Here is a 17369-nt window from a genome sequence, read left to right as displayed (position 1 = left end):
GGAGCAAGGCATTCCCGAAGATCTTCTATGGTTAGACTACAGCTAATGTTACTGGATAGATAACATTCCCTTGGGGAAAAATCAAAATATACAAAAGTAAGTGGAGAAAAACGACTCGTTTTTCTCCACTTACCCTTTATTTTATGATTTTTATAAAAACTTCTCGAAATTTTCCCGAAATAGATTTGTTAATTTTGTTGCTTGGATATCATAAGCCTCTTTATCTTTCCATGTATTGCGGGGGTTAAGAATTTCAGATGGTACATTAGGACAACTTTTAGGTATGTTAAGACCAAAACTCCGTTCCATTTCAAATTCTGTATGTGCTAATTGACCTTCAATAGCTGCTGTAACCATCGCTCGAGTATGGGAAAGGGAAATACGTTCGCCTATTCCATAAGGGCCTCCTGACCAACCTGTATTAATTAAATAAACATCCACGTCATGTTTCCGAATTTTCTCTCGAAGCATTTCAGCATAAACTCTAGGTGATAATGGCAAGAATGGTGCACCAAAACAGGTTGAAAATGTTGCTTCTGGTTCTGTTATGCCCCTTTCAGTTCCAGCTAATTTACTGGTATAACCTGAAAGAAAATAATACATGGCATGTTCTTTTGATAATTTAGAAATGGGTGGTAAAACACCGAACGCATCTGCTGTTAAAAAGAAAATAACATTTGGATGTCCTGCCGTACTCGGATTAAGAGCATGCGGAATGTTATGGATCGGATAAGCTGCTCGTGTGTTTTCTGTTAAACTACAATCATTATAATCTGCCAAATGTGTATGAGGATCGATTATGACATTTTCTAAAACAGATCCATAAGTAATCGCGCGAAATATTTCTGGTTCTTTTTCCTCTGATAAGTTGATGCATTTTGCGTAACAACCACCTTCAATATTAAATACACCTTTGTCTGACCAACCATGTTCATCATCACCAATTAACATACGATTAGCATCTGCTGAGAGAGTGGTCTTTCCCGTACCTGATAAACCAAAAAATAAAGCAACATCTTCATTTAATCCTTTATTTGCAGAACAATGCATAGAAAGAACATCATTAATTGGTAAAAGATAATTCATTATAGTAAAAATCGATTTTTTAATCTCTCCTGCGTACTGTGTTCCTCCAATCAATACGATTTTTTTATCGAAATTAATCACAATAAAAGTTTCGGAATTTGTTCCATGAATGGAAGGTGTAGCTTCAAAATTAGGAACGCAGATTACAGTGAAATCTTCTTTGTGTACAGCTAACTCTTCTTTTGTTGGACGAATAAATAATTGATGAGCAAATAAATTATGCCAAGCATACTCGTTAATGATTCGAATAGGTAGACGATATGCTTGATCGGCTCCAGCGAACCCATCAAATACAAATAGTTCTTTTTCTTCTAGATAATTAGAAACATCCTTTAAAAGAAGATCAAAATTTGCTGACGTCATTTGTTGATTTGTTTTCCAATCAATTGCAAGTTCAGAGGCAAGTTCTTTAACAATAAATTTATCTTTAGGTGAACGGCCTGTATATTTACCTGTTTTCGCTACTATCGCGCCACCAGAAGAAAGTTGAACCTCTTTACGCTTGATAGCGATTTTTATTAGTTGACTAGGTGTTATATTAAAATGTAATTTGAGTGCGTTGTTTAGTCCCATTTTATATCCATCCTTTTTAGTTATCTTTTATTTTTTATATTTCTAGTAATTTAGACTCCTTTTTATCGAGATTTCCTGTATGTGAAAGTTGATTGCATTCATGAAAAGCGAAATGCTTACATCCTAAACATTTATTATGGTTAATTTCTGAGATGGAATAGTCAATGGCTTCGCCTGTACGACTAAATATATACTTTTCACCAATTTCATCATAAAGACCAGACTTTTTCAATGACTTTTTCAAATCATCAACTATACCTGAAAGCACAAGAATTCCACCTTGTTTTTTATAATAATTGACAATATTCTTCAAATTCGCTTCACCTGTCGAATCGATGAACGGTACTTTCCCCATACGTAAAATCAAGACAGTAGGTTCATAATGAATTGTATCCATTATGCGTTGTTCAAACACTTGTGCAGCACCAAAAAAAAGTGGCCCTTCAATTGTATAAATGCTAATTTGTGGGCAGTTATGAGCTTCGTTAACTACATGGGATTGAACAATTTCATTCTTATGAGTGTGGTCTGGTAACACTTTGGAAACAACCAACATATTACTCATGCGTTTTGCGAATAAAACGACAGCTAAGATGAGACCAACCATAACTGCTATCGTAATACTGGTGAAGACAGTTAAAAGAAATGTAACCAATAAAATAAGAGAATCGCCACTTTTCATTTTCAACACATGAAGAAACTGTTTTCTTTCACTCATATTCCAAGCCACTATCATTAAAACAGGCGCCATACTAGCTAACGGAATAAGTGAAGCATAGGGTGCTAATATTAAGAGGGTTAATAAAACAAAAATCCCATGAATAATCCCTGACATAGGAGAAGTAGCACCAGATTTAATATTTGTCGCTGTTCGTGCAATTGCACCTGTAGCTGGAATTCCTCCAAATAAAGGAGTAATGATATTTGCAATTCCTTGGCCCATTAATTCACGATTACTATTGTGTTTACTATTCGTCATCCCATCTGCTACTACAGCGGATAAGAGAGATTCAATTCCTCCCAATATAGCAATTACAAATGCAGGTACTATTAAACGCTGTATTCTTTCCCATGTTATATCGGGAAAGCGAAAATGAGGGAGTTGGCTTGGAATTTCTCCAAAGGTGGAGCCTATAGTTGAAATATTGCCTGAAAAGAATACTGTTGCTATTATTGTTGTTACGATTAAACCAATTAGTGATCCAGGAACTTTCGGCAATAATTTCGGTGTGAGTAAAATGACGAAAAGACACAATATGGCAATTCCTATACTATAAAAATTCATTGTATCAATATGAAAGATAATTTCCTTCATGTTGTCAATGAACTTCTCATGTTTTTCAAGCCCTGTCAGTCCAAAGAAATTTTCAATTTGCCCTGTGAAAATAATAATGGCAATCCCTGAAGTAAAACCAATTGTGACAGGACGAGGGATGAATTTAATCAAAGAACCTATTTTAAAAATCGCCATTAAACACAAGATAATACCGGCTAAAAAACCAGCAAGTAATAAATCTGTATATCCATAAGCTATGACAATCCCAAAAAGAATAGGTACGAAAGCACCAGTAGGTCCTCCAATTTGATATTTCGATCCACCAAATAAAGAAATTAAGATACCAGCAATACATGCTGTGTAAATCCCGTATTCTGGTTTCACACCTGATGCAATAGCAAATGCCATAGCTAATGGTATAGCAATTACCCCTACAATAACGCCTGAAAGAAGATCTTTTTGGAAATGCCGTATTGAATAGTCATCAAATCTTCCTGTAAAAAAGCTTTTCATTATACCCCTTCTTTTTCTATGAATGATTAAAATAGTAAATTGATTGTATATTATTGATTGTTTAGGGAGTTATATCTATTTAAATTTCCATTGATTACTCCGATTCTATGATTTAGAAAGTGTATCTTCTTCATCTAATTCTTCTAACATAGAAAGGGTATCAATTAAATGATTATTGAAGATTTCTCGTGTAACTATTAAAAGTTTTATAATGGATGGGTCGCGAAGTGAATAAACAACTCGTTTACCATTTTTGATACCAACTACAATATTTTTAGAGCGTAATACACTTAGTTGTTGGGAAACTGCGGAACCTTCACTATTAAGAGTGCTTTGAATTTCTGTAACGCTCTTTTCTCCTTCTGACAGTAATTCAAGAATCCGTATTCTTAGTGGATGTGCCAAGGCTTTAAAAAAATCAGCTTTAAATTGTTGTATATCTGTCCACAATCAATTTTCCTCCTTTGACAAATTCGATTATACATATTCAAATGTTTGAATATGTATAATCGAATTATACCTCCAGTTCTTTTGATTTACAAATCATTTTAAGTTAAAAATACAGAAATGTAGTTTTCTATCGTTAATACCTAAATTAATTAGTTAATCAACAATTCCTAGTGCGAAGTATCTTTACAGCGAACGACCAGACTTCGTTTATCCATCCAGTTGGTACAAGTTCCTGTTCTAATAAAGGCAAAACGACATGATCCCCACCGAAAACTAAATTTACAGGGGTAAACGAAATAAAAAGGCGACCACTCATTTGAAGTGCCCCCATAAAGTTAAACAGTTTTTCTTATCTTTTTTGACTAATTCTTTCATAAAAAAGGTAATTTTATAATTTAGTTATGCTAACTCTGAAGACATGTAGTCAAAGCCAAGAGATTGCTTTCATAATATTTCTCCCACTTTACTATTGATATCAGCCCTCCCCAACAACCGCCCATATCCCACCCCATACCGCTCACAACCACTAGATTGAATTGTATAGGTGACTGTCACCCACCAAAAAAGTGTATACTTAAGCATTATCAAACCAAAACCGTATAACACCGTATGCCTATTCTCTGACATACGGTGTTTACTTAAAAAAATCCACCCAACCAAAGGAGGGGCCAATCCCATGTGGAAAATTTACGCACTACTCACCACCGCAATGCTCATTTGGGGATTTAACCTGCCACTCCTCAAATACCTGCTCACATACGTCGGACCAGTCACCATGACAACATTCCGGATTATGCTCGCAGGCGTGTCAGTATTCATTATCCTAGGCGCATTCAAAATGCTCCGCTTGCCGACAAAAAACGAATGGAAATACATAGTCGGAGGAGCAATGCTCAACGTCGTCCTCCATCATTACTTCCTAAACATGGGCCTTTTCCGCACCACCGGCACAAACGCCGGACTTATCCTCGGCTTAGGTCCCGTTCTAACAGCGATTTCTGTTTCACTAATCATGCGTATCTATCCATCAAAAGTGCAGTGGATTGGTTTCGTAGTCGGTTTGGGCGGCGTCAGCTCAGTCGTACTAGCAGGTGGGGGAATTGGTGGTCTCGCACTCGGCGACAGTTTCGTCTTCATCTCGATTGCTGCACAAGTACTCTCATTCCTAGTCATCTCAAAAGCGGCCAAAACACTGGACCCGCGTATCATGACCGCCTATATGATGGTCGTCGGCAGCGCTGTTTTATTCATCATCAGCCTGATTCAAGAACCTGGCGAAATCAAAGCATTCGCCACCGTACCACCCACATTCTGGCTCGGTTTCGCAGCAAGCGCCATTGTCGGTACTGCCGTCGGACACATGCTTTACAACTATGCAGTCGGAAAAGTAGGCCCGTCCAAAGCCGCCATCTTCATTAACTTCAACACCATGTTCTCCCTAATTGGCTCAGCCCTTTTCCTTGGAGAAATCATCACCGTCCGCCATCTCATCGGCCTCGCCCTAATCATCGCCGGTGTCATATTAGGATCCGGAGCCGCAGAGGACCTATGGAAAAAGCGGCAAGCTCGAAATAAAGAAGTCGTCTAGCTCATTAACTACATGGTAAACTCCCGCAAAAACTTTGCTTTCTATCCAATAAACAATCAATTTCCAATCCGCCATCCGAACCACCGGATGGCTTTCTTTTTGCCATTCAACTCCGCCAGCTGCGACTTAACCGAAAAGGCACCATCTATACTTGGGACTACAAACTACCATTGCATAAATAACAAAAGCAAAAGCCGTCCAACCCTCTGGACGGCTACCTTTATATACGAATAAAATCCCAAAATACACAACATTTCCAAAAAAGTAAACAACGTAACATAAAAACTAAGAAACATTCCTCAAGCATTGCAGCAAGAGTTCAAAAAAAAGAGAAAACAGAACATATGTGTGGTATAATAAGAAAACAATAGAATAGGTAACTCAAGGGCGGTCGGCTCACTCCCATTAGGAAAGGGGGTGGTGCCGGTGTCAGTATTCGAAGCATTGATGTTCGCAGTAACATTCACATCATTAATTGTGCTAATGCTAACATCTAACCATAAAAAATAACCCATCCTTGAGTTGAGGCTCAGATGGGTTACGACGTCAGATGGGCTGATCCCCTTGCAGGGAACCTAGCTATTGCAGACCGTTTTGACGCTCGACACGTCAAGCGGTCCTTTTTATAATTCACTATACCTACTCTCAATATACAGTATGCCACAGAAGACTTCAAGAACCAGACACAAGAAAAGACATGGTGGGAGAGAGGAAAAGGACTTTCAACAAGCCAAAATTTAGCAGAAAAGGACTTATCAAATCAAACCACAGAAAACACAACATATCCAAAAAAGTGAACATTGTTTAATCGCAACTAAGCGACGTATCAGGAAAACTAAACAACGTTAAAGAAAAACTAAGAAACTTCCGTCAACATAGAAACGGTGATTCGACAATAGTTAGATACTGCAATGATGCAAGAACATACGTATGGTGTAATAAGAGAACAATAGAATAGGTAACTCAAGGGTGGTCGGCTCACTCCCGTGCGAAAGGGGGTGGTGCCAGTGGCAGTATTCGAAGCATTGATGTTCGCAGTAACTTTTGCAACATTAATTGTGTTAATACTAACATTTAACCATAAAAAATAACCCATCCTTGAGTTAGGCCTCAGATGGGTTATCCCGTTTGTCCGCCGATCCCCTTGCAGGGAACCTAGCTATTGCAGACCGTTCGACGCATCACACGTCAAGCGGTCCTTTTTATAAATCACTATTTCCACTCTCAATATACAGTATGCCACAGAAGACTTCAATAACCAGAACCGGAAAATAACACGATCAGTAAGGAGGGAGGAATACTTCCGGGTCGCCAATAAATCATAAAAAGCGTTGTCGAATCAAACCTCAAAGTTCACAACGAAACAACGCCGACACCCACACCCAAAAATCTTTCCCCAACAACCCGCATATACTACTATCCACCAACCAAAAAAGTAAGTAAACTAAAACAAACAGGCGGCAACCAACACGACCATTCACCCCGTTCCGAGCCGCCACCAAAAAGGGGGAATCACAATGGCGCTTACCGTCAATCCGCGCGTCCAACAAATCGAACCATCCGGCATCCGCAAAATCTCAAATCAGCTTACAAACTACCCCGATGCCATCAACCTAACCATCGGGCAACCCGACTTCCCAACACCAGAACGCATCAAAGAGGCCGCCGTAAAAGCCATCAGCAACAACAAAACTGCCTACTCACACAACGCCGGCCTACTCGAACTCCGTCAAGCAGCATCCAATTTCTTTACCGATAAATACGGATTCACCTACAACCCACAATCTGAAATCATCATCACAACCGGCGCAAGCCAAGCAATGGACACCGTATTCCGCACGATTCTCGAACAAGGGAACGAAGTCATCGTTCCCGCACCCATCTACACCGGCTACGAACCGCTCATCACACTCGCCGGCGCCATACCCATCTATCTCGATACAACAAAAACGGGCTTCATTCCGGATCCAACTCAAATCGCCAAACTAATCACACCCAAAACAAAAGCAATCGTCTTCAATTATCCATCCAACCCAACCGGCGTCACCATCCCGCGCGCAACAATGGACGAACTCGCTGCAACACTCACCAAACACGACATCTTCATCATCTCAGACGAAATCTACAGCGAAAACATTTTCGAAGGGGAACACCGCTCATTCGCCCAGTACCCTGAACTTAAAGACAAACTATTCCTCATCCACGGCCTGTCCAAATCCCATTCCATGACCGGCTGGCGCATCGGCTTCCTGCTCGCAGCCGAAAAGTGGATGCAACAAGCCGTCAAAATACACGCCTACAACGCCATTTGCGCAAGCGTCCCGTCCCAACACGCCGCCATCTGCGCACTAACCGAATGCCAACACACGCCTGCGGCAATGAACCCTGACTATATCCTGCGCCGTGACTACATCTACACAAGGCTCACCAACATGGGACTCCCAACAGTCAAACCAAATGGCGCATTTTACATCTTTCCTTCTATTAAAGAGTTCAACCAAACAGCCGAACAATTCGCCCACACCCTGCTCGACGAAGCCCGAATCGCCGTCGTACCAGGCACCGCTTTCACAGCATATGGCGAAGGTCACGTCCGAATTTCCTACGCCTACGCATTCGACCAACTCGAAATCGCCATGAACCGTCTCGAAAACTGGATAACCAACTGGCGCAACAACGAGCGCCACATCGTCCCAGACCCACCATTATTGTAATCAAGAAATGAATAACAGCACAAAAATTAGACAGAAATAACCGTCGCACCTTATCAAGAGGGGGACGGTTATTTTTTTAGCGAAGTAAAAGCTATAGACTTCAGCAACAACAAGAACCCATAAACCGCCGATTGCCACAACACCAATTTCATCGAACTAAACAAACTATCCCGAAACCCTCCAACTAAATCCCCACATCCACCTACCCAACACACTCCCTATAACCTTCAACCCGCTAAAGTAGTATAATCATAGGAAAGGAGGAATCCCTACTATGAAAAAATGGGTCCCAACCGCAATTCTCTCAGCAACACTACTACTTACAGCAACCCCAGCCGCACAAGCCGCGTCCTTCACCGACGTCCCGCCCGCGCACTGGGCTAACAAAGCCATCGACAACATCTCAAAAAGAGGCCTGATCAATGGCTACCCGGACGGAACCTACCGCCTGAATGAACCGGTCACTCGCGCGCAAGCCGCAAAAGTCGTCGCGCTAGCCATCAACGCAAAACCAACCGCAACATTCAAACCAAGTTTCCAAGACGTCAGCCCGGCCCATGGCTCATACGATTATATCCGTGCCCTCACGGAACGCGGTATCTTCTCCGACGGGGACAAATTCCACCCGAATGAGTCGCTCACACGTGCGCAAATGGCCAAAATCCTAACACTTGGGTACAAAATTATCGTAGACGACAATGACCTTATAAAATTTCAAGACGTCATAAAGCTGAACCAGAACTACGGCTACATCACGACACTCGCCGAACTAGGCATTACAACAACAGAGCCAGGCGGCATGTACAAACCAAACGACAATGTATCCCGTGCACATATGGCAGCGTTCATCGATCGTACAACGACATTCGACCTTGAGCGCGAAAAAGGCGTCATCTACTATGACAAAGCCCGCCAAATGTATATGGACAAGAAAAAGCCTGATCCAATGCCGCCAGTTATTGACAGCCAAGACAACGCTCTTAAAACCATCGACTTGGTCAATAAACAGCGGAAACAGCTCGACGCAAAAGAACTTATTCATGACGCTGATCTCTCCGCAGTCGCCAAAGCAAAAGCCGAAGACATGGCAAAAAACAATTACTTTGACCACAAGTCACCAACTTATGGCACTGTCGATCAAATGCTAAACACATTCAAATACAAATGGACCGCCTTCGGAGAAAATATTGCTAGAGGCTATATCGCACCTGAATCCGTCGTCAAGGAGTGGATGATCACACCAACCCACCGTGCCAATATCGAAAACAAGAAATTCACACACACCGGCTCCGGTTACGCCACCGATGCAAAAGGATACACGTACTGGGTCAACCTGTTTGTGCAAAAATAAACAAGACAATGCTTCAGCAAAAGAAAGCAAATTTTAAGCGTGACTTCTCAACACTCAAGCATAACTAAACAACAACTCTATTAAACTAAACAACATCTCTACCAAACTAACCAACACCAGCAAAGAATCACCGTAACCTTTTTTTCTACAAAACGTCTTTACAACTATAAATCTGGGTATAGTTTAGAATACCAACAGATAGCTATACCCGCGAAAGGGGACGCACCTACATTGAAAAAACTACAAACAGCACTCATCGCCATCCTAACCCTGTTCTTATTCACACCACTCGCTCAGGCGGGGACCATCGACGACGTCAAATTCTTCGTCGATACCTACTACTACGGCGACATTCCAAAAAATCTTTATTCGATGAAAACCGTGGATGAAGTCGTCAGTTCGCTAGACGAGTACTCGCGTTTCATGTCCGCGGAAGAATACCGTACATACCTCGGAGCGGTAGCATATGATACGCAACAACCGACGCCCAACGTCGCAGCAACACGAACAAAAACAGCACCACTGCATCCAATCACCTCATCGATGCTATACGGCAATATCGGTTACATAAAAATCAACACCTTCTCCGCCGATTTAGGGAAACAAATTGAATCACACTGGCCGAAACTGAAAAAGGCGGGAGCAACCGGACTTATCGTCGACCTTCGCTATAACGGCGGCGGGTATGTCGATAGTGCCGAACAGCTCCTCGGTTTTTACGAGGGCGTGACAGACGCATACTATCTCAAAACCCGAGAAGGCAATAAAATGATTAAACCAATCCGGACAAAAACGAAATTCCCAAAACAATCATACGTACTCGTCAATCGTTACTCTGCGTCCGCATCTGAAATCGTCGCAGCATCCCTCATCGATCAGCAAGCCGCTTCAATAGTAGGCGAGACGACTAAAGGGAAGGGGAGCGTCCAGTCATTCTTCGAATTCGATGACGGCAGCGCACTCAAACTGACAATCGGGCAATTCACAGGCCCCAAAGGAACGCTTGTCCATAAAAAAGGCATCCAACCGGCTATCAAAACGGAACCGAACAAAGAACTGACCGATATCCATCAGAGAATCCTAAACGACGCATTCAGCAAGAAGAAATACAAAAGAGTAGAAGCACTACAAAACGTCCCCGTAAACAAAACATTTAACGTTCAATTTACACAACCAATGAACTTTAAAGAGGCACAGGCGTCCAATACAATAGAGCTCGTTAAAATCGGCGGCGTAGCCGTCCCGGTCACATACAAACAAAAGGGCAATAATACACTTGAAATCATCCCGAATAAAAACTTGCAGCCCGGCGGAACCTACGAACTTGTCATCCATCCAGGATTACAAAATACAAAAGGCCGCACAGTCAAACAAGGTTCCTATGTTCCAGTCACCGTTCAAGGCGCTAAATGAGACACTTTAACCCTTTAATCTGATGAAACTCTTCTATTAAATAGGACCACCTGATGACCTGAACAGACTCGCTTGCTTGGTAAGTGGAAGACACATGCTCAATTGTGCTATAATCAACGAATGTTTACACAGCACAAGCAACAGCCAGAGGAGAGGAAAGTAACGATGAGTAGAACTATAAATGAAAACATAAATAAAAACATATGCGTCGTCGGACTCGGTTACATCGGTCTGCCAACAGCAGTCATGTTCGCCAACAGTGGCGTCCGCGTACACGGCGTCGATGTAAATGAAAAAGCAGTTAACATGATAGCCAACAAACAACTTCACATAGAAGAGAACGGACTTCAAGAGCGTCTCGAACAAGCAATCGACCAAGAACTATTCACCGTCTCAACAAAGCCGGTTGAAGCGGACGTCTACATCGTTGCAGTTCCGTCACCAATTAACCCGGACAACACAGCAAACTTGGAATACATCCGAAAAGCGACTGCGTCAATTGTGCCTTACTTGAAAAAAGGTGCACTCGTCATTCTCGAATCGACAGTCCCACCGAAAACAGTAGAAAACGTTATGCTGCCGGAACTTCGTAAATCAAATCTGACACTGGGCGAAGACCTATTCGTCTCACACTCGCCTGAACGTGTCATTCCAGGCAAAATCTTTGAAGAACTCATTAACAACGATCGCATCGTAGGCGGTATCACACCCGAATCTGCTGAAATGACAAAAGAGCTATACCAAACATTCGTCCAAGGGGAAATCCACCTCACTGACGCAACAACAGCGGAACTCGTCAAAGTAATGGAGAACACCTACCGCGACGTTAACATCGCATTTGCGAATGAACTCGCAAAAATCGCCGAAACAATCGACGTCGATGTATGGGAAGCCATCCGCTTTGCCAACTTCCATCCGCGTGTTAACATCCATACGCCCGGACCTGGCGTTGGCGGACATTGTATCGCAGTCGATCCATGGTTCCTTGTTGAACTAAGCCCGGAAAACTCGGATATTATCAAGAAGTCGCGCCTGACGAACAACGGCATGCCGAAATTCACAGCGCAAAAAGCAAAAACACTGCTCGAAGAAAACGGCATCCAAAACGGCAATGTCGCGGTCCTAGGTCTGGCATTCAAAGCAGACGTCGACGATCTAAGGGAAAGCCCTTCGACGGAAGTTATTAAAGAACTGCAAAACTTAAATATTACGGTTACATCATTCGATCCACATATAAAAGAACTGCAACACGCAACACAAAAAGCATCACTCGGGGAAACCGTCCAAGACGCTGACCTAATCATCCTAACGACGGATCACACGGAGTTCAAAAACCTTAACCCGGAGACACTGAACACGGGCGACACAAAGCCGCTTGTCCTTGATACGAAAAATGCACTCAATCGTGACAAGTGGGAACAAGCCGGATTCCGTTTCTTCAAACTCGGTGACGGCAAGAACAAAGGACTTTCTTCTATATGAAGGAAGAGATCCTAGGCGTCCAAGTCAATACCGAAAACTATGACCAATTAATTCCAATTGTTTTCCGCAACATCGAAGACAAGAAAAAATCACTCGTCGTCGCCATCAACCCGGAAAAGCTCATGAAAGCGAAAGAGGACCCGGAACTCAAAGCGCTCCTTAATAGAGCGGAATTCCAAATCCCCGATGGCATCGGTGTCATCATCGCGTCCAAACTGATAAAAGGCAACATTACATCACGGGTTACAGGTGTCGACATGATGGATCGCGTCGTCAGGGAAGCGGCACGAACACAGAAGTCTATCTTTCTATATGGTGCGAAACCGGGAGTCGCCGATAAGGCGGCTCAACAACTGGTCGCAACATACCCGAATCTAATCGTAGCCGGCACACAAGATGGTTACGAACAAGACACAAGTAAAGTTCTCGATACGATTAATAAAGCGCAGCCCGAGATTCTATTCGTAGCAATGGGTTCACCAAAACAAGAACAATGGATTGAACAGCATCGGGACAACCTATACCCAACACTTTACCAAGGCGTCGGCGGTTCCTTTGATGTCTTAGCGGGTAATGTCAAACGTGCTCCAGCCGCATTTCAACGAATGGGTGCAGAGTGGCTATACCGTCTATTAAAAGAACCAAGCCGCCTAAAAAGACAAATGAATCTACCAAAATTTCTTTTTGAAGTATTTAAACAAAAGTAAGTTTTAGAGACTTGTATTCTAGTAAATAGGATGCTAGAATACATAAGTGTAAGGATAATTTCCTCTATAACATATATAACAAACGCCACGCAGATCAAAATCGGTTGGTTGACCACAAAAAAAGACTTAAACAGTTCCCATCTGTTCAAGTCTTTTTTTGTGCCCAGAAAAGCGAAGGGCGCCGTCTAGATGCGCCGGGCATAAGACGACTTGGCGAAGAGGCGCCCTTTGCCTCACAGCCAAGACGACTTACGACCCGAGCATCTGGCGCCTGTAGCTAGCCACCTCCAAAAGCGGAAGACCCCTAATCTACAACCTGAATTCCTCGAATAAATTGAAAACACATTCATCCGTCACACCCCTATACAACTGAAACCTTTTTGACACTTTAAACTAATATTAGTAAATTACTTGATATATATCAGATATGAGGTAGAATGATAGAAGTGGCTCAGGAGTCTAGTATCTTTAATATCAGGTTTTAGAATATTACTATTTTGTAATTGACATCCTTGTCGCAACTATCTATACTTTAGTGTGTAATGACTTCTACCTTTCATTTTGCCGTGGAAGTAGTTGACAAATTTATTTTCTATCTAAGAGGAGGAAATTATTCAATGGCTAACCAACCATCTAAGTACAGCAAGTTTCTAGTAGGAGCTGCATCAGCTGCTCTAGTAGCATCCGCAGTAGCACCAATCGCAAGCGCGGCAGATTTCAAAGACACGAAAGGTAACACGCACGAAGAGGCAATCAATGCTCTATCTGATGCAGGCGTTATCAAAGGATACTCAGACGGTACATTCCTACCGAACAAAACGTTGACTCGTTCTGACGTTGTTAAAATGATGGGTAAATGGCTTGTAACTGAAGGACATTCAATCCCTTCAGATGCACGAACTAACCCACGCTTCACTGACTTGACAACAAAGTCTAACGGAGAACTTCTTGACTATGCAGCAGTAGTTAAAGACGCAGAAGTATTTATCGGAAGTAACGGTAAACTACTAGCAGTTGACAACATCACTCGTGAAAACATGGCAATGGTCCTTGTTCGCGCATTCGACACTGTTGAAGATATCGACTTGGCTACATATGTAGCTGGACAAGACTTCAAACGTGATGTAAAAGATCTTACAGCTGCAAAATCTGAAGCACGCGCTGCAATCGACGTTCTTGATTTCTTCGATATCACGAACCCAGCAGTAGCGACTTTTAATCCAAAAGGTTCTACTACTCGCGGACATTTTGCTACATTCCTACACAAAACAATTAACGCAGACTTCTCTAAAGTAGCAGGCAATGCAGCAGAAGGCGTTGTATCAATTAAAGCTGTTAACGCTACTACTGTTGAAGTAGCATTTAAAGATGCTGTTTCTGACGTTAACGCTCTTAAATACACAATCGAAGGTCTAACAGTTTCTAACGCAGCTGTTAAACAAACAGACAACAAAACTGTTGTTCTTACAACTTCTGCTCAAGAAGGCGGAAAAGAGTACACAGTTAAAGCTGGCGAATCTACGCTAGGTAAATTCACTGGTCTTTCTGAAGTAATTCCAACTAAAATTACAACTGATACTACTTCACTTCAAGGTGTTGTTGGTAAAGAAGTAACATTGAAAGCTGACATCAACGTGAAACAAGCAGGCGTACCTGTAACTTTCAACGTTAAAGCTGACGATAAATTGAACAAAGACCAAGTAGTAGAAGCAGTTACTAACGCTGAAGGTATTGCTACTTACTCTTATACTCAATATGCTGCAGGTAACGACGATGTTGCTGTTTACCCAACAGGAGCACCATCTGTACGTAGCCTTGCAAAAGTATACTGGGGTGTTGACTCAATCCTAACAATCGTTGCTGACGATAAAAAAGGTGAAGAAATCAACAACGGAGAAAACAAAGTTTACAAAGTAACTTACAAAGATGCAAAAACTGGTAAAGCAGTTGCAAACCAAAAATTGCATGTAACATTCGCTGAAAACGTTGATACAACGATTGACAAAATTTCACATGCTACTGCTAATGGGAAAAACCCATATCAGTTGACAAATGGTAAAACAGAAGCTGTAACTGTAACAACAAACAGCAATGGTGAAGCTACTGTAACAGTTTCAGGATTGAATACAAAAGCAACTCCGATTGTATTCCTAGACGATTCAGTAAACAACAGAGTTTCTGGTAACGAACGTCTAGAAAACACTGAACTTCAAGCTAAAGCTGCACAATTGGTAATCGGTGCTGTTCAATCTTCATACGCAATCGAAGTAACTCGTGATGGCGGAGAAGAAGCGGCAACTGGTCTAGATAACGGCCGTAAGTACAAAGTTGTAGTTAAGACAAAAGACGGTAAAGTAGCAGCTAACGAAACTGTTAACGTATCGTTCAATGAAGTTCTTGATAGAAACATGAATACAAATACTTCTGCAGTCTTTACTAAAGATGATGTTCAACATAAAGATGCTACAAATAATGGACAACAGCTTTCTATTAAGCTAAATGCAAAAGGTGAAGGATCATTTACAATCGCTACAGGAAAAAATAACGTAAAAGAGTATGCTACTCCAGTTGTTTGGATTGACATCAATTCTAGCAATGCTAAAACGGGAACACTTGACGAAGGTGAACCTTCTAAAGTTGCAGACATCACATACTTTGCTGAAGCGAAGCTTACTGATGGTAACCTAAAAGCATATGACTCTGCTACTTCTAATGCTAACGAAATTGATGAAGAAGATAAATTTGAAGGTACTAAAACTGCATTCTTCAAATTTACTGCAGCTAACCAAAGTGGAAATGAAATGCCACTTCCAACTGGTTATGATCGCATTGAAGCATCATTCACAGTGTTCAACACAGGTAGCAACGATGTAACAGTATATAATTCAAAAGGACAAAAAGTTGATGTTGTTTCTCCGAACCGTAGCCTTACAGTTACAGTTAACGAAGAAAAAAATGTTGTTCCAATGATTAGCGTTGAATCTGCTAATAAAACGACTGATGTACGTGTAGAAGCAAGAGGAACAGCGATTCCTGAAAACTACCGTAACAACAACTGGAACAACAACAACAATAGACTACAAACAATTGATCTAAGAAGCCATACAGCTAAAGTTTCATTTGTATCTACTAAAGATGTAGGTTTGACTCACACAGGTCTAATAACAGATATCGACACTAAAGATAAAGAAATTCAGTTTGTTGGAAAAGAATACACAAGCTATAAAGGTGCTTCTTTCAAAAACCAACTTGGAAATTCTATTGACCAAGATACGTTTGAAAAACAAATTAATCGTGCATTGGATAATGGAGAAGTTTACGAAGCAACTCGCAGCAAAGATGGAGACAAAATTACTGTTTCAATCATTGGCGGGCCTTACACAGCACCAGTGAGCCTTCTAAATCAGCAAGCTGTAACTGCTGCAGCTAAAGAAATCACAGAAAAAGCTGAAGTAGTATTCCCTAAAACTGGTTTAGTTTCAGAAGCTTCGGTAACATTGCCAACATCTACTAAGGCTGATGTTGCATGGACTTCATCAAACAGTGATCTTCTCTCAATTACGGCTGGAGTTGCAAAAGTAGCTAAAGTTACAGAAGACAAAACGGTAACATTAACTGCTACTGTTACTAAAGGTGAAGCTAAAAAGACTGAAACCTTCACAGTGAAATTAACACCTGTTAAAGAAGTTCCAGTTACAAAAGGCGCTCTATTAGTTAAAGTAGAAGAAGCACAAAAAGAAGTAGCTAAGACTGATAAGTATACTGCTGAATCTATCGCTACTCTACAATCTGCTATCAATGAAGCGCGTGCTGTACTTGCAAGTTCTGCACCGTCACAAGCAGATCTTAACAGTACTGGAAAAGCATTGGACGTAGCTACTGCTGGTCTTGTATTAAAAGATGCTACTCCAACTGGAGAAATTGAAATTACTTCTGCAACAGCAGCAGGAACTACACTTTCTGGACTACTAGGTGACTACACTTACACAGTAGCAGGAACAGTAGCAGATGCAACTGTAACTGAAGTTACATTAACGTTCACAGGTGAAGATGCAGCTAAAACTAAAACAGTTCCTGTAATAGATAAAGCATTCACAACAACGATTTCTGGTGATGATATGTTTGGTGTATTCAGTAACGTAGAAGTTTCGTACGGTACGGTAAAAGCCAATAAAGAAATCACTAAAATCGTACGATAATTAAAAGACTCAATATA

Annotated in this window: 11 protein-coding genes; 7 read left to right on the top strand and 4 right to left on the bottom strand. The window is 41.5% G+C overall.

Annotation, left to right across the window (positions count from 1 at the left end):
• Positions 1-150 precede the first annotated feature (150 nt).
• The 4 genes from pckA to MKZ11_RS01045 all read right to left on the bottom strand — a co-directional run bounded on the left by pckA (position 151) and on the right by MKZ11_RS01045 (position 4214).
• Complete coding sequence (pckA, locus tag MKZ11_RS01060) at positions 151-1659, bottom strand: phosphoenolpyruvate carboxykinase (ATP) (RefSeq protein ID WP_340758913.1); 1509 nt, start codon at positions 1657-1659, stop codon at positions 151-153.
• A gap of 34 nt (positions 1660-1693) precedes the next feature.
• The gene (locus MKZ11_RS01055) at positions 1694-3448 is read right to left on the bottom strand and encodes a SulP family inorganic anion transporter (RefSeq protein WP_340758912.1); all 1755 of its coding nucleotides are present in this window, start codon (positions 3446-3448) and stop codon (positions 1694-1696) included.
• Between the two features lie 105 nt (positions 3449-3553).
• The gene (locus tag MKZ11_RS01050; protein WP_340758911.1) at positions 3554-3898 is read right to left on the bottom strand and encodes an ArsR/SmtB family transcription factor; all 345 of its coding nucleotides are present in this window, start codon (positions 3896-3898) and stop codon (positions 3554-3556) included.
• A 157-nt stretch (positions 3899-4055) separates the two neighbouring features.
• A complete protein-coding gene (locus MKZ11_RS01045) occupies positions 4056-4214 on the bottom strand; it encodes a hypothetical protein (protein ID WP_340764609.1) in 159 nt (52 codons plus the stop codon).
• Positions 4215-4574: 360 nt separating this feature from the next.
• Here MKZ11_RS01045 and MKZ11_RS01040 point away from each other — a divergent pair, with 360 nt between their 5' ends.
• From MKZ11_RS01040 to MKZ11_RS01010, 7 genes are all read left to right on the top strand, one after another.
• Complete coding sequence (locus MKZ11_RS01040; protein ID WP_340792221.1) at positions 4575-5486, top strand: DMT family transporter; 912 nt, start codon at positions 4575-4577, stop codon at positions 5484-5486.
• Positions 5487-7003: 1517 nt separating this feature from the next.
• Entirely contained in the window at positions 7004-8200 is a 1197-nt protein-coding gene (locus MKZ11_RS01035; RefSeq protein ID WP_340792220.1) for an aminotransferase class I/II-fold pyridoxal phosphate-dependent enzyme, read from the top strand.
• Positions 8201-8474: 274 nt separating this feature from the next.
• On the top strand, positions 8475-9551 hold the full coding sequence (locus MKZ11_RS01030) for a CAP and S-layer homology domain-containing protein (protein WP_340792219.1): 1077 nt from the start codon (positions 8475-8477) through the stop codon (positions 9549-9551).
• 231 nt (positions 9552-9782) lie between these two features.
• A complete protein-coding gene (locus tag MKZ11_RS01025) occupies positions 9783-10964 on the top strand; it encodes a S41 family peptidase (RefSeq protein ID WP_340792218.1) in 1182 nt (393 codons plus the stop codon).
• A gap of 189 nt (positions 10965-11153) precedes the next feature.
• The gene (locus MKZ11_RS01020) at positions 11154-12446 is read left to right on the top strand and encodes a nucleotide sugar dehydrogenase (RefSeq protein ID WP_340796877.1); all 1293 of its coding nucleotides are present in this window, start codon (positions 11154-11156) and stop codon (positions 12444-12446) included.
• The gene (locus MKZ11_RS01015) at positions 12443-13153 is read left to right on the top strand and encodes a WecB/TagA/CpsF family glycosyltransferase (RefSeq protein ID WP_340792217.1); all 711 of its coding nucleotides are present in this window, start codon (positions 12443-12445) and stop codon (positions 13151-13153) included. The genes MKZ11_RS01020 and MKZ11_RS01015 overlap by 4 nt, the downstream gene beginning before the upstream one ends.
• Before the next feature lie 617 nt (positions 13154-13770).
• Positions 13771-17352 carry an S-layer homology domain-containing protein gene (locus tag MKZ11_RS01010; protein ID WP_340792216.1) on the top strand — a complete coding sequence of 1194 codons (3582 nt, stop codon included), beginning with the start codon at positions 13771-13773 and terminating at the stop codon, positions 17350-17352.
• Positions 17353-17369: the final 17 nt, after the last annotated feature.

Source organism: Sporosarcina sp. FSL K6-1508, assembly GCF_038007465.1.
Classification (GTDB): domain Bacteria; phylum Bacillota; class Bacilli; order Bacillales_A; family Planococcaceae; genus Sporosarcina; species Sporosarcina psychrophila_B.
This window is presented reverse-complemented; position numbering and strand designations above follow the sequence as displayed.